We start from the raw sequence: 13,240 nt of genomic DNA, 5'->3' as shown, positions 1-13,240 counted from the left end.
TGATGTTTTGGCTGTAGGGGTAGTTCAGCGATGATTTTTTTTGTAACAGGTACAGATACCGACAGTGGCAAGACTCAGGTCGGAGCCGCTCTGCTGCATAAGGCACGAGTCGAGCATGGCTTGAAAACCTTGGGGGTCAAACCTCTGGCCTCGGGTTGCCATAACACTCCTTACGGGCTGAGAAACCCGGACGCCCTGGCCTTGATGGATGAATCCACTCTGAAACTGCAGTACGACAAGGTAAATCCTTTCAGTTTTGAGCCGGCGATTGCCCCTCATATTGCTGCCGCCGATCTCGGCCTGGATATCAGCCCAGAGGCGGTACTGGCGGCGCTGGATTTTACCCAGTTTGCCATGGCTGATTTCTGCCTGATAGAAGGGGCCGGCGGTTGGCGTTTGCCTTTGGGGGAGGGGCGTTTCTTATCGGAAGCGGTGCAGGGACTGGCTCTGCCCGTGATTCTGGTGGTCGGAATGAAGCTTGGCTGTCTTAATCATGCGGTGTTGACCCAGGAGGTGATCCGCGCCGATGGACTTGAAATCGCCGGTTGGGTCGCCAACCGCGCCGAAGCCGATATGAGTCGCTTCGATGAAAACCTGGCCAGCCTTAAAGACTTGATGCAGGCGCCGCTGTTGGGAGTGGTGCCGCATCTGGCTCATCCCAGTGCCGAGGCCATGTCTCAGCACCTGGATTTGAGCCCTCTGCTGGCCAAAGCGCATGCTTGAGCCCTGGAGTTAAAAAGCAGCAAGGCCCCGTGGGGCCGAGGTTTTTTTAGCTCAATAGATTGGAAAGATCACTGCCTACAGGCACGGGGATCTCCTGCTCTACACCGCTGAACAGATAAGCTTCCTTATCTCCCAAAAGACTCAGTTTATTGTCCTTAAGCAACAGGGCGCTGCCTTCCTGGATGGCCAGTACCGGCGTCTTGGGATCGACACAAGTAAACTCAAGCAAGCGCTGGGCCCGGGTTTCACCATTGTGCCCCGGCGTTTTGTAGTTGCTGTAATGCGGATTGATTTGCAGTGGCAGCAGGCCAAGGGCACTGAATGATGGCGGCTCTATAATAGGCATATCATTGGTGGTACGTATGCTGAGGCCGGCAATATTTGAGCCTGCACTCCAGCCGATATAGGGTTTGCCGGCGGCGACTTCCTCTTTGATCAGATGCAGCAGGTCGTAGCGGTACAACTCATGCAACAGGTGGAAGGTGTTGCCACCGCCAACCAGAATGCCGTCAGCATCGCGAATGGCCTGCTTGGGGTCGCCATGTTGATGGATAGAGGAGATATCCAGCCTCAATGGTGCCAGGCCATTAACCACGGCTTCCAGATAGTTGTCGTAGCTCATGCTGACACCGGCATAAGGGATAAATATCCACTTGCGGGCTTTTTCTGCCATGGGCTCAATATAGGGCAGGGCATGTTCCAGGTAGGGGGTATCGCCAGCGCGGGAGCTGCTGAGCAGCAGGGTATTTATTGTCATAATCGTCGCTGTCCTTCAGATTGATTTGCGTTGCTTGATGGTAACAAAAAGCCTTTACACTCAACAATCGCCACAGGTGCTTTTGGTCGCGTTAAAAAGCCGCACTCGGCAATTGATTAAGTTTGATTTAATCAACTCTACCTAGACTGCTTCCTCTGCGTAGCCGGGGCGTTTAGGCAGAAAGCTAAACAATAATTTACCTTTTTCCTCTTGAATTCCCGCCAAGTGGACATATTATGTCTGCAATGACGCAATTCCGGTACAAGGGTACCTTACAGGAGCTGATATGAAGCGTGTATTTCTATTGATTTTGACTAACCTTGCCATTCTGTTGGTGGCATCGATTGTCATGTCTATTTTGGGTGTCAATACTCAAACCATGGGTGGCTTGCTGGTATTTGCGGCGATCTTCGGTTTTGGTGGCGCCTTTATCAGCTTGGCGATTTCCAAATGGATGGCCAAGAAAACTATGGGTTGTGAGGTGATCACTCAGCCCCGTGATAACACAGAGCGTTGGTTGCTCGAGACCGTAGCCCGTCAGGCGCAGCAGGCCGGGATTAAGATGCCGGAAGTGGCCATCTACCAATCGCCTGAACTGAACGCCTTTGCTACAGGCCCAAGTAAAAACAACTCTCTGGTAGCCGTGAGTACAGGTTTGCTTTACGGTATGAGCGCCGATGAAGTCGAAGCCGTACTGGCGCACGAAGTCAGCCACGTGGCCAACGGTGACATGGTGACACTGACCCTGATCCAGGGCGTGGTGAACACCTTTGTTATCTTCGCCGCCCGCGTGGTTGCCGGTATCGTCAACAACTTTGTTGCCAGCAACGATGAAGAGGGTGAAGGCCTGGGCACTATCGCTTACATGGCTGTGGTATTTGTGCTGGATATGCTGTTTGGTATTCTGGCATCCATTGTGGTGGCATACTTCTCCCGCATTCGTGAGTTCCGCGCCGACGAAGGTGCCGCTCGCCTTGCCGGTAAGAACAAGATGATTGCTGCCCTTGAACGTCTGCGTACCGGGCCGGAAACCGGTGCCATGCCGGCCAATATGTCGGCCTTCGGTATCAATGGCAAGCGTTCAATGACTGAACTCTTTATGAGTCACCCACCGCTTGAAAAGCGTATTGAAGCGCTGAGAAACCGCGGATAATTCAGCGATACTTTCTCTAAAGGAGACCTGTTGGTCTCCTTTTTTATGCGCTTGAAACGCTTATTGATACAGATGTTTATAGGTAAACGAAATGTAAAATTCCGTAATTAACCGATGGTTACATGATTCAGCGCACATTTTGCTTTTGCGCAAGTTGTTAAAGTGGCGGCGACTCAGAATTAGTTTGCCAATTGGCAAAAGCTTGGCTAAGTTAATCCAAGTCGTGCTATTTACTGATAGTGAGACAAAGGTCATACCTGACATAAGAACCTTTGCTCGACTGTCATCATCGGAGGATATTATTGTGAGCAAGAAACTCTTAAGTGTGTTGTTCGGTGCCGGTTTGGCCGCGCTGGCCATGTCACCATCTGCTTTTGCAGAAGATCAGAAACTGTCAGATTTCCACGCGGATATGGGTGGCTGTGAAAGCTGTCATGCCGATGGTTCCCCTTCAGCTGATGGCGCCTATGAATTTGAACAGTGTCAGAGCTGTCACGGTTCGCTGGCAGAAATGGACGCGGTACACAAGCCACACGATGGCGCTTTGATGTGTGCTGACTGCCACGCTCCCCATGACATGAACGTAGGTCAGAAGCCTACCTGCGATAGCTGCCACGATGACGGCCGTACTTCGGAAAGCACTCTGAAGTAAGCGCATATCGCACGAATGACAACGCCGGCTTGATGCCGGCGTTATTGTTTCTGGCTTGTGCTTATCTCTGGCTCTGTGTGGTGAGCCCATATCACTGTCAGTCTTTATCCAGCGGCGTTGTTGGCAGATATTTATTGCCGGAAAACATAGCTGAAATAATACCGGGCTGACGCTTACGCTCGGCGTGGATCACCGCGGCTATATGCAGCAATACCAAGAGAAGTAACAGATATACGCTGTAGACATGGACTTTCCCTGCCAAGCCTTTGGCGCCCTTAATCGCTGCAGCCTTGTCTGGATTAACGCCTGTGTCATCGTAGGGTTTGAGACTGGCAGGTTCAACCCCATCCGCGGCGATATATTCCTGAACCATGCCGCCCAGTGGTGGATAGAAGATGTCAGTACCGGCTCGCACTAAACCTGTCACCATGATCAGGGTCAGCAGACCAAACAGAGCGATAACCGCCAGTTTGCCCGCCGGATTATGGCCGAGATATTGTGGATTTTCGCCTTTCTTGAGGGCTGCGCGATAGCCTGCCAATTCCCCTTTCTTTGGGAGTAGTTTACCTAGACGCGCCTTGATGGGGCCGAATAATCCCCACAACAATCTGAATGCCAGGTTGATGGCAAAGGCATAACCTATCCAGACGTGCAGTGTCTTTAAGCCGATTTTCGCGTCGAGACCACTGATCCCAAAGTTAGATTTGAACATCATTATCCCGCCGATGGTCATCATCAGCAGCACCAAAAGTAGGTTTATCCAATGAAAAAGGCGAGTGGGAAGATCCCAGGCCTTATAGCGAGACAGGCGCACTTCGCCCGCAGTATTTGTTTCCATGTTTGATCCCCCAGATCTGTTTTACCCCTTTATGTTAATGCCTGGGGCGGCGCTTGTTCAGTTAACTCTTATTCATTTTGAGTTTTTTGGCAGAGATCTGTACTTCCGTTTCAAGCAGCTGTCTGATTTGATGCTTATGTTTCGTTAATGCAAATTTCGCGGGTGTTTAGCTGAGGGCAACCTATGTTCAAGGTGATGCAGTGGCTGGTGGTTTCCAGAACTGCTCTGTTGACCGAGCTGATGAATATCCCTTGGCCGCAGGAGTTTCTGATACGCTTGTCCTGCTTATCTCCCGATAGATGGACACTGATGTGATGTCGACACTCTGTTGCTGGATTTGGTTACAGTGGCGTTGGCCTTGGGCTATAAGATTCTTAAACAGGTCGCCAGGAGTCGCGGTCGCAAAGTGGTATCCCCAAAAGGGTGGAGTATGAATGCCTGCTGTTGCCGTCTGCGGTCAAGAACCATCTTTAGCGGGTATTTCGCAAACTGAATTTAAGCAACCGGGCCCAGGTGATGACCTGGGCCCAGCGTCACTTGATGGCCGCTGTGGCCGAGAGTTAGGGAAGGTGCGAATAAGTCCTCGCGGCACTCTGGCTTACACAGCAATTGGCGTTCAAGGCATCTGACTGAAGGCATGCCGGGGCCTGTCGAAGTCGGATAACGTAGAGAGCCGGTTGCTGTGAAAGCCCCAAAGGGCGTGGCTTACAGGCCTGCCTGCTGTGTTATGCTTCTTGCAAAGGACTAGGGCCATTTGCTGCGAACCACGCCTTGCATCCAGGCCTGTAAGCCGACGCAGAGCACGCATGGGACTTGTTCGCACCTTCCTTAACCCAGCCAGGCCTTGGCTTTGGCTGGTTCGGTGAGCTTGAGTGACACAGTATCTATTGCCGCCGGTTTGATAGGCAGCAGGCCTGTCATCAGCTCATCACGGCGGAAGAAGTGCAACTCCAGACTATCGCCGGGCTCATATTGTTGCAGTTCATTTTCAAATTGAGCGCCGACCTGCAGACCATTGGCGGCGATTAGCAAATCCTGAGCCGCGAGCCCGGCGCTGTGAGCCGCGCTGCCGTTGGTCACACTTACAATCCTTAATCCCAGGGCTTCAGCCTTGTAGCGGGCTCCCAAGCCGATTTTTTGCCCCTCAACATCCCCGCCGCCCTGATCCTGAGCGCCTTGGGCACTGCGAAGCTGCATCTCGATTCCGAATTGCGCCAGCAGGGGCGCCAGTGGCAACTCTTGGGTATTATCCAGAAAGGCAAATTCTGCGCTGGCATCCCGGCCAAGCAGCTCCTCATAGAGGCGGCGATGGGAGTCATCTTCAGTGCCTATCCCCTGGCTGCCAAAGGCCTGCCACAGCTTTTGCATCAGGTTATCCAGTGTGTATTTTCCCTGGGTTTCCAGTCTCAGAGTCAAGTCCAGATACAGGGCAAACAAAGCTCCCTTGGTGTAATAGCTGACGATGGCGTTGGCGGCGTTTTCATCCTGTTTGTAGAACTTGGTCCAGGCGTTGAAGCTTGATTCTGTCAGGCTCTGCAACTGCCTGCCCGGCATGCGATATACCCGGGTCATAGTCTGGGATAGCATCTCCAGATATTGCTCACTGGAAACCCTGTTGGCTTTGAGTGTCATCAAGTCATCATAGTAGGAAGTGATGCCTTCATAAGCCCACAGCTGACGGGTGTAGCTCTCGGCTTCCAGCGCGTAGGGAATAAAGCTGGCCGGCTTAATGCGTTTGACGTTCCAGCTGTGGAAGTATTCGTGACTGCAGAGCGACAGATAAGTGCGGTAATCCTTATTGACCGGCATCTCCATACTCAGCGGCAGATCTTTGCGGGAGCAGTGCAGGGCGGTGGAGGCTCTGTGTTCCAGCCCTCCAAAGCCATTGCCCAATACCTGAGTCATAAACAGGTAGCGCTCAAACGGCGCTTCACCGAAGAGGCGGATTTGGCTCTCGCAAATAGCCTTGAGATCGTCAAGCAGCCTGGGCATGTGGCAGCGGTGACGCCCGGTCAGTATCACATCATGGCGCACGCCACAGGCCTCAAAGCTGCCGTGGGTAAAAGTGCCCATCTCCACCGGATGGTCGATAAGCTCATCATAGTTGGCGGCGCTGAAACGGCCGAACTGCCACTCTTCACCTTCGATTCGACTCAGGGTTGTTGCCAGTTGCCAGTTGGCTTCCTCTTTGGGAGGCAGAATTTCCAGCTCCAGCGGCTCAAGCTCTTTGCCGGCCACCGCAAGAAAGACGCTGCTGCCGTTGAAAAAGCCGTGGGTCTGATCCAGGTGGGCGCTGCGCACCGACATATCCCAGGCATAAACCGAGTAGCGCAGTTGCAGTGATTCGGCATTGGAATTTATCTGCCAGCGCTGCTTGTCGAGCTGAGTAATGCTGAGTGGACGCTCCAGCTCATCAAAGGCTTGAATATCTATGATATTGCGACAAAAATCGCGAACCATGTAGCTGCCTGGGATCCAGGATGGCAACCAAAGTTCCTGTCTCGGGGCCGGTGCCTGAATGGTGATTTTGACCTCGAACAGGTGAGCGTGTGGATCTATGGGGCAAATCTGATAACTGATCATCTGATATCCGTATGAATCGTTGGCGAGTGCCGGGAGCCAAATTGGTTCATCTCCGGCTGAGCATGGCGACAATGCTGCCAAAAAAGCCAGGCCGCGGCAATTACTTGCCGAGTTTTAACAGGCTTGGGGGGCAAATCGCCGCGGCCGATTACATCTCTGGGCCGAATGGTATTATACTGCCAAGAACACAGTGATTTGGCCCTTGGGCCGAGTCTGAACCGATACACCGGAGAGTGGCAAAATGGCCGAAGAAACCATATTCAGCAAAATTATTCGCCGTGAAATACCCACGGACATACTGTATCAGGACGAGTTGGTGACTGCCTTTCGGGATATCAATCCCAAGGCTCCCACCCATGTGCTGATAGTGCCCAATCATCTGATCCCCACAGTCAATGACGCCAAGGCTTCCGACGAGCAGGCCATAGGCCGTATGGTGACAGTGGCGGCCAAGCTGGCCGCCGAAGCCGGGATCGCGAAGGACGGCTATCGTTTAATCATTAACTGTAATGAGCATGGCGGCCAGGAAGTGTTCCACATCCACATGCATCTGCTTGGCGGTAAAGCCTTGGGGCCTATGGTGAGTTCAGCGTCATGAAAGTCAATCCGGAGTTTTTCCCGCTGACGACCCTGGCGAGCCGTTTTGTCAACCAGTTGGCCCAGTGCCGTCGCCTCGGGCTCAAGGTGCATGAGGGCAGTGAACACCATGTACTGATAGAGTTGCCTTACAGCACTGAGCTGGTGGGTTACCCTGAAACCGGAGTTATCCATGGTGGGGTTATCACCACTTTGATGGATACTGCCAGTGGTTGCGCCGTGGTTTGTGCCATCAAGGACAAATACGGTTCGCTGGAGATCTCGCCGACTCTGGATCTGCGGGTCGACTATATGAAGCCCGCCGAGCCCCACAAGCCGGTGTATGGTTTTGCCGAGTGTTATAAGTTGTCATCCAGCGTCGCGTTTACCCGGGCCATCGCCTATCAGGACAGCATAGACGACCCCATCGCCCATGCGGTTGGCTCCTTTATGCGGATAAGCCCTGAAATGATTGGGGACACTTTCCGTAAGGCACTGATGGGTGAGGAGACGAAATGACAGATCCCAAGGCATCCCTGGATGTAAAAAGCATAGTTGCCAAAGTGACAGAAACCAATGATTTCAGTCATTTACTTGAGCATGTTCCCTACGCCCGCTTTATTGGCATGTTGGTAGAACGGTTTGGCGATGAGCTGGTATTTCGCTTGCCGGCCAAAGATGACAACATAGGTAACCCGGTACTGCCGGCCATTCATGGCGGCGTGATAGCCGGGTTTATGGAGATGTCGGCCATCATCCAGCTTATGGTGTTTATGCAAACCAGTAAGGTGCCTAAGGTGGTTGATTTTTCCATCGACTACTTACGTGCCGGTTATCATAAGGATAGTTTCGCCGAGTGCCGAATAACCCGTCAGGGACGGCGAGTGGCCAATGTCAATATCGACTGCTGGCAGACCAACCGCAAGCAGCTGATTGCAACCGCCCGGGCACACTTTTTGATTGATTGAGAATAAGGGATTGGCAGATGAAAAAAGTCTTGGTAATAGCAGCAACCCTGCTGGCTCTGGCAGGCTGCGCCAACCATACGGCCGGGGTGTATGCCAGCTCGACCGGTGAAAGTCGCATCGACAACAGCAGCTTTGCCCGCTCGGTGAGTGTGGGTGATCTTATGGCCAGAGGTGAGGGCGGTTTGCTCAGAGGTACTGCCACCATCAGCAGCAAAGTCGCTACCGATATGCGTGTTCAGTACAAATTCACCTGGTATGACGCCAGCGGTTATACCCTGGATGATGAAGGTGTGTCCTGGAAGTCGGTCAAACTACATGGCAAACAGCAGTTGCAGGTGAGCGCCGTGGCGCCGAATCCGACTGCCAGTCGTTTTGAGATCTATGTGCGCGAGGCCTTTTCAAACTAAAAGTTGCAACCTCGGCACCACTGCCGCCCGAACCATTATTCCAGTTGATGCTCAACGAATGGGACTAATGGAGTGGGCGGTTTTTTATCCCCCCAGATACAATTTGGCAACCTGGCTCACTTTTGTTGGTAACTCGTGTATACTGGCCCTCGCCAAGGGGTGTTTACCGCATTGCGGTTGACTGAGATGTCGTATGACGAACCCTTAGAACCTGATCCGGCTAGTACCGGCGTAGGAATGGGCCACAATTCGTGCACTTTCAACTCGCTTTCTTATTGCCGGATCTCAAACTGTGAATATTTGAGGTCCTATGTCCAAGTTTACCGTACCTACTCTGCTCGCCAGTACCATTCAGATGCTGCTGTGGGCACCCGTTCATGCCGCCGATAATCCCGGCGTTGAAAAGCAAGATGAGCAACAAGCCATGGAAGTGATAGTCGTCAGCGGCGACTTTCGTGGCCTGACGCTGGAGAAGATGCCCTCCAGCGTGACTGTTATCGACGAGCAGCGCATTGAAGATCAAGGCGCCGAGCATTTCGAAGATATGCTGGGTAACGTAGCCAACTTCAACTGGTCAGGTGCCAGCTCCCGGCCAAGATACTTCCAGATCCGCGGGGTCGGTGAGCAGGAGCAATACCAGGGAGCGCCCAACTCCTCTGTGGGCTTTATTATCGATGATATCGATCTCTCCGGGCTGGGCAGCGTTTCCAGCCTGTACGATCTGCAGCAGTTTGAAGTGCTGCGCGGCCCTCAGGGCACCCGCTATGGCGCCAATGCCCTGGCCGGTCTTATCTATCTCAAGAGCAATGATCCCACAGACGTATTCGAGCACGGCGCCGAAGTCTCGCTCGGTAATGATAATCTGCAAACCTTCAGCGGCTTCAGTTCCGGCCCAGTGACAGATTCCGGCAAGCTGCTCTATCGTGTGGCGCTGCAGCAACACAAGCAGAACGGTTATCGCGACAACCTGTATCTGGGCCGTGACGATACCAATGAGCGTGATGAATTCAGCGGCCGTATCAAGCTGCGCTGGTACGCCACCGACAAGTTGCAGGCAGACTTCACTCTACTGCACGCCGATTTTGACAATGGTTATGATGCCTGGACTCTGGACAATAACGGCTTCGATACCATTACCGATGCGCCGGGCGTCGACAAACAGCGCACCACGGGTTCCAGCCTCAAGCTGAGTTATACCGGCTTTGAGGCTTTTGAGCTGGTGTCCCTGTCAAGCTATGCCGCCACAGATCATCACCACGGTTACGACGGTGACTGGGCCAACCCGGATTACTGGGCCGGAAAAGAGTGCGGCGGCGCACCCTGTGAGTACGATTACACCTGGGATAAGCGTGGCGAGCGGCGCACTCTGTCACAGGAGTTCAGATTCAGTTCCAACGAGGCCGGGCGGATTTTCGGCGGCAGCACCGACTGGCTGGCCGGGCTCTATTTTATGGATCTCGATGAGGACAATGATCTCTACTCTGAATACAACGGCGGGCCGGATGAAGTGCTGACTTCCCGCTACAGCGCCAGTAACTATGCGGTGTTTGCCCAGTTGGACTCAGATCTGGGGGCGGGCTACAGCCTGTCTATCGGTGCTCGTATCGAGCGACGTGAGAGTGACTACAGCGACAGCAATGGTGATGCCTTTAGCCCATCGGAAAACATGTGGGGCGGCCATATCGCCCTATCCAAGGCGCTGGCTGAACACCATGAAGCCTATGTTCGGATAGCCAGAGGCTACAAGGCCGGTGGTTTTAATATGACGCTGCCCCAGGAGCTGGCCGACAAGAAAGAGTTCGATACCGAAATCCTCTACAACTATGAACTGGGGCTGAAATCCAGCTGGGCCGATGGCTTGCTGGATACCCGTCTGGCACTGTTCTTTATGGACAGGGAAGATCAGCAGGTAGCGGCCTCGCTGCAGGATCCTGTCGATCCCCAGCGCTTTATTCTGTTCACCGAAAACGCCGGCAGCTCCAATAACTATGGCGCCGAGCTGGAAGCCAACTGGTATCCCACAGATTCACTGCAGTTCTACACCAGCCTTGGGTATCTGCAGACAGAATACGGTGATTACCTGTATCAGGATAAATATGGCAACCCTGTGGATCTCAGCGGCCGGGAACTGGCCCACTCGCCGAGATGGACCTATAGTCTCGGCATGACCTGGCGCAATGACATGGGCTGGTTTGCCAACCTCAACAGCAGTGGCAAGAGTGCGTTCTACTACTCAGACAGCAATGACTCTCGCTCTGAAGACTATCAAGTGGTCAACGCCAAGCTGGGCTATGAGGCCGACAAGTGGTCGGTTTACCTCTGGGGCCGCAACCTGTTCGATGAAAAATACGGCGTGCGCGGTTTCTACTTCGGCAATGAGCCGGATCAAAACTGGGCCGAGAAGCAATATATCCGCTACGGGGACCCACGCCAGATTGGTGTGACCTTCAACGTCAAATTTATCTGATGGCATAAGCCGTTGTCGGCCGGGGCGTGTTGCAGCGCCCCGGTTCATTACAGGAGATGTAAAATGAAGTTAACTGCCGAAATCAGCATGTATCCGCTCCACGATGAGTATCTGGAACCTATTCAATGGTTTATCAAGCGCCTGGACAGTTATGCCAACATTGAGAGAACCACCAATGCCATGGCGACTCAGGTGTGCGGAGATTATGCCGAGGTGATGACCATGCTGGCCACTGAGATGCAGGCAGCGCACGAGAAATTTGGCAAGGCGGTGTTTGTCTGTAAATTTATCGGCGGTGAGCTGAACTTGGGCCACAGGGAATAACCCATGAGTGAATTCTGGCACTGGCTCGCCGAGGCCGGCTCTCAGGCCCAGGGGATGGGCGCCTGGGAAGCGGTAGCCGTGGTATTGGCCTTGGCCTATCTGCTGCTGGCCATGAAAGCCAATATCTGGTGTTGGGCGGCAGCCTTTGCCAGCACCGCCATCTACACTGTGCTGTTCTGGAAAGTCGCGCTGCTGATGGAGTCAGTGCTCAACGTCTATTACATGGCGATGGCGCTGTACGGATACTGGCTCTGGCGCCGGGGTGGGGAAAACCATCAAGGAGTGGCCGTGACCTCCTGGCCCTGGCAGCGGCACCTGGTGCTGATTCTGTTGACTGGGTTGGTGTCTCTGTTTGTCGGTCATATGATGGCGACTTTCACTCAGGCAGCCTTCCCCTACCTGGATGCGGCAACCAGCTGTTTTGCTGTGATGACGACTTTTCTGGTGGCGCGCAAAGTGCTGGAAAACTGGCTCTATTGGGTGGTTATCGATCTGGTGTCCATCTATCTCTATTTAAGCAAGGGCTTGATGTTGACCTCACTCTTGTTTGTGCTCTACGTGGGGATGGCGGTAGCCGGATACTTTATCTGGCGCGCCAGAGCCCAGGAATCCCGCGGTCGCGACTCCTCACAGCTTGAAAGCGGCGCGGCATGAAAGGCAAACCGCTGACAGAACTTGAGGCCAGTCTGGGTGAAGGTTTGAGCTGCGAGCTCAACGCCGCCCTCAAGCGGCTACAGTTGTGGCCGCTTGAGGGGGCCAAGCCGCTCCCCCTTGGGCTAAGCAACCAAAACTGGCTCTTGCAAGCCGGTAGCGAGTCAATGGTGCTGAGAGTCAATTCCCCGGGCTCAGACCGTATCTGCGACAGAAACAACGAACTGGCATGTTGGCGGGTTGCCGAGAAGGCGAATTTGGCACCAGGGCTGATTTGGGTCAGCGCTGACAAGGGGTTATATCTGAGCCGCTTTATCGAACAAGCGCCGCAAGCCAACTGGCAGCAGTTACTCGCATCCAAAGGCGCGGCCGAGATCGCAAGCGCGGCTCATAATGCCTTTGTTAATCGCAACAGCTTCTCTGACCTGCCTGAGCGCAAACATGAGCCTAAACATGATTCTAAACATGAGCCTAGACATGAGCCTAAACATGAAGTTGGCTCAGGCGCTGTATTGGGAGCCAGGCAAGGCAAATCACCTCAGGCCTTACTGCTGGAGTTGCTGCTGGGGCTGAGGGCATTGCCGGCCCCCAAGCTCGAAATCAGTGTTGCCGAGCAGTGGCGCATCTATCTGGAGCGGCTCGATGACATGGCACTGAGCCGGGGGCAGCCTTCAAGCTGGCAACAACGGCTCATGCAACTTCATTCGGCCCAAGGGTTATTCGAGCAGTGCAACACTCGGCTGGAGGCCTGTCTGCTGAGGCCGCAGTATTGTCACAGGGATCTCAATCCTCATAATTTGCTGCTGGCCGAGGATGGACTCAAGTGCGTCGATTTTGAATATGCCTGCGCTTCCCACCCGCTGTTTGAGTTGGCCGGGGTGCTGTCATCCCATCAACTGAGCGCCGAGGGGCAGCAGTGGCTCATCTATCACTATCTTGAGCAGCATCCGCATTTAACCGACGATGCCCACCTGGCCGTGGCTGCAGCCGTCGATGTCTACTGGCTGTTTGCCTGCTGCTGGGCCTTGCAGATGGCCTGGGACAATCAGCAGCAGTCTTATCTCGACTGGTTTGATGACTTCTGGCATCTTGTAAAGCATCAATGAGTCAGGCAGGGAAGCGGTCGCCTGGCCTTAGCCAA

At 53.7% G+C, this 13,240-nt stretch carries 15 protein-coding genes and 1 riboswitch; of the genes, 12 read left to right on the top strand and 3 right to left on the bottom strand.

Annotated elements, in window-relative coordinates:
- The first annotated feature begins 33 nt into the window (after positions 1 to 33).
- Complete coding sequence (bioD, locus tag AYI96_RS15425; protein WP_039032872.1) at positions 34 to 723, top strand: dethiobiotin synthase; 690 nt, start codon at positions 34 to 36, stop codon at positions 721 to 723.
- A gap of 46 nt (positions 724 to 769) precedes the next feature.
- Here bioD and pepE read toward each other — a convergent pair whose 3' ends face one another.
- Positions 770 to 1,480 (bottom strand): dipeptidase PepE, encoded by a 711-nt coding sequence (gene pepE, locus AYI96_RS15420; RefSeq protein ID WP_039032736.1) that lies wholly within the window; start codon positions 1,478 to 1,480, stop codon positions 770 to 772.
- Positions 1,481 to 1,766: 286 nt separating this feature from the next.
- Between pepE and htpX the strand changes: the two genes are divergently transcribed.
- Both htpX and cctA read left to right on the top strand, forming a co-directional pair.
- Complete coding sequence (gene htpX / locus AYI96_RS15415) at positions 1,767 to 2,633, top strand: protease HtpX (protein WP_039032737.1); 867 nt, start codon at positions 1,767 to 1,769, stop codon at positions 2,631 to 2,633.
- A 304-nt stretch (positions 2,634 to 2,937) separates the two neighbouring features.
- Positions 2,938 to 3,285 carry a tetraheme c-type cytochrome CctA gene (gene cctA / locus AYI96_RS15410; RefSeq protein ID WP_039032738.1) on the top strand — a complete coding sequence of 116 codons (348 nt, stop codon included), beginning with the start codon at positions 2,938 to 2,940 and terminating at the stop codon, positions 3,283 to 3,285.
- Positions 3,286 to 3,382: 97 nt separating this feature from the next.
- On the opposite strand, the gene AYI96_RS15405 is transcribed toward cctA, so the two are convergent.
- On the bottom strand, positions 3,383 to 4,123 hold the full coding sequence (locus AYI96_RS15405; RefSeq protein ID WP_039032739.1) for a cytochrome b/b6 domain-containing protein: 741 nt from the start codon (positions 4,121 to 4,123) through the stop codon (positions 3,383 to 3,385).
- Positions 4,124 to 4,306: 183 nt separating this feature from the next.
- Here AYI96_RS15405 and AYI96_RS20600 point away from each other — a divergent pair, with 183 nt between their 5' ends.
- The gene (locus AYI96_RS20600) at positions 4,307 to 4,438 is read left to right on the top strand and encodes a hypothetical protein (RefSeq protein WP_260853010.1); all 132 of its coding nucleotides are present in this window, start codon (positions 4,307 to 4,309) and stop codon (positions 4,436 to 4,438) included.
- Between the two features lie 513 nt (positions 4,439 to 4,951).
- On the opposite strand, the gene AYI96_RS15400 is transcribed toward AYI96_RS20600, so the two are convergent.
- A complete protein-coding gene (locus tag AYI96_RS15400; protein WP_144361929.1) occupies positions 4,952 to 6,706 on the bottom strand; it encodes a M61 family metallopeptidase in 1,755 nt (584 codons plus the stop codon).
- Positions 6,707 to 6,947: 241 nt separating this feature from the next.
- On the opposite strand from AYI96_RS15400, the gene hinT reads away from it, so the two are divergent.
- The 8 genes from hinT to AYI96_RS15360 all read left to right on the top strand — a co-directional run bounded on the left by hinT (position 6,948) and on the right by AYI96_RS15360 (position 13,205).
- Positions 6,948 to 7,304 carry a purine nucleoside phosphoramidase gene (hinT, locus tag AYI96_RS15395; RefSeq protein WP_039032741.1) on the top strand — a complete coding sequence of 119 codons (357 nt, stop codon included), beginning with the start codon at positions 6,948 to 6,950 and terminating at the stop codon, positions 7,302 to 7,304.
- Positions 7,301 to 7,801, top strand: a complete 501-nt coding sequence (locus tag AYI96_RS15390; protein WP_039032742.1) for a PaaI family thioesterase — start codon at positions 7,301 to 7,303, stop codon at positions 7,799 to 7,801. The genes hinT and AYI96_RS15390 overlap by 4 nt, the downstream gene beginning before the upstream one ends.
- Positions 7,798 to 8,250 (top strand): PaaI family thioesterase, encoded by a 453-nt coding sequence (locus AYI96_RS15385; protein WP_039032743.1) that lies wholly within the window; start codon positions 7,798 to 7,800, stop codon positions 8,248 to 8,250. The genes AYI96_RS15390 and AYI96_RS15385 overlap by 4 nt, the downstream gene beginning before the upstream one ends.
- Before the next feature lie 17 nt (positions 8,251 to 8,267).
- A complete protein-coding gene (locus AYI96_RS15380; RefSeq protein WP_039032744.1) occupies positions 8,268 to 8,657 on the top strand; it encodes a YcfL family protein in 390 nt (129 codons plus the stop codon).
- A 145-nt stretch (positions 8,658 to 8,802) separates the two neighbouring features.
- Positions 8,803 to 8,912, top strand: a riboswitch (TPP riboswitch).
- A 55-nt stretch (positions 8,913 to 8,967) separates the two neighbouring features.
- Positions 8,968 to 11,124: a TonB-dependent receptor gene (locus AYI96_RS15375; RefSeq protein ID WP_144361928.1), complete on the top strand. Its 2,157-nt coding sequence runs from the start codon at positions 8,968 to 8,970 to the stop codon at positions 11,122 to 11,124.
- Positions 11,125 to 11,187: 63 nt separating this feature from the next.
- Positions 11,188 to 11,448, top strand: coding sequence for a hypothetical protein (locus tag AYI96_RS15370; RefSeq protein WP_039032745.1), 261 nt, complete (start codon positions 11,188 to 11,190; stop codon positions 11,446 to 11,448).
- Between the two features lie 3 nt (positions 11,449 to 11,451).
- Complete coding sequence (gene pnuC, locus AYI96_RS15365) at positions 11,452 to 12,102, top strand: nicotinamide riboside transporter PnuC (protein ID WP_025011200.1); 651 nt, start codon at positions 11,452 to 11,454, stop codon at positions 12,100 to 12,102.
- Positions 12,099 to 13,205, top strand: a complete 1,107-nt coding sequence (locus tag AYI96_RS15360) for a phosphotransferase (RefSeq protein WP_144361927.1) — start codon at positions 12,099 to 12,101, stop codon at positions 13,203 to 13,205. The genes pnuC and AYI96_RS15360 overlap by 4 nt, the downstream gene beginning before the upstream one ends.
- Positions 13,206 to 13,240: the final 35 nt, after the last annotated feature.

This window comes from Shewanella sp. MSW (assembly GCF_007636515.1).
In the GTDB taxonomy this organism is placed as follows: domain Bacteria; phylum Pseudomonadota; class Gammaproteobacteria; order Enterobacterales; family Shewanellaceae; genus Shewanella; species Shewanella indica.
Note: the sequence above shows the minus strand (reverse complement) of the source record. Positions and strands in the feature narration are given on the sequence as shown.

Coding starts and splice junctions, on each gene's coding strand:
- AYI96_RS15390 (WP_039032742.1), top strand. CDS start 7,301: ATGAAAGTCAATCCGGAGTTTTTCCCGCTGACGACCCTGGCGAGCCGT.
- AYI96_RS15405 (WP_039032739.1), bottom strand. CDS start 4,123: ATGGAAACAAATACTGCGGGCGAAGTGCGCCTGTCTCGCTATAAGGCC.
- AYI96_RS15375 (WP_144361928.1), top strand. CDS start 8,968: ATGTCCAAGTTTACCGTACCTACTCTGCTCGCCAGTACCATTCAGATG.
- AYI96_RS15385 (WP_039032743.1), top strand. CDS start 7,798: ATGACAGATCCCAAGGCATCCCTGGATGTAAAAAGCATAGTTGCCAAA.
- htpX (WP_039032737.1), top strand. CDS start 1,767: ATGAAGCGTGTATTTCTATTGATTTTGACTAACCTTGCCATTCTGTTG.
- AYI96_RS15370 (WP_039032745.1), top strand. CDS start 11,188: ATGAAGTTAACTGCCGAAATCAGCATGTATCCGCTCCACGATGAGTAT.
- pnuC (WP_025011200.1), top strand. CDS start 11,452: ATGAGTGAATTCTGGCACTGGCTCGCCGAGGCCGGCTCTCAGGCCCAG.
- AYI96_RS15380 (WP_039032744.1), top strand. CDS start 8,268: ATGAAAAAAGTCTTGGTAATAGCAGCAACCCTGCTGGCTCTGGCAGGC.
- AYI96_RS20600 (WP_260853010.1), top strand. CDS start 4,307: ATGTTCAAGGTGATGCAGTGGCTGGTGGTTTCCAGAACTGCTCTGTTG.
- hinT (WP_039032741.1), top strand. CDS start 6,948: ATGGCCGAAGAAACCATATTCAGCAAAATTATTCGCCGTGAAATACCC.
- AYI96_RS15400 (WP_144361929.1), bottom strand. CDS start 6,706: ATGATCAGTTATCAGATTTGCCCCATAGATCCACACGCTCACCTGTTC.
- pepE (WP_039032736.1), bottom strand. CDS start 1,480: ATGACAATAAATACCCTGCTGCTCAGCAGCTCCCGCGCTGGCGATACC.
- AYI96_RS15360 (WP_144361927.1), top strand. CDS start 12,099: ATGAAAGGCAAACCGCTGACAGAACTTGAGGCCAGTCTGGGTGAAGGT.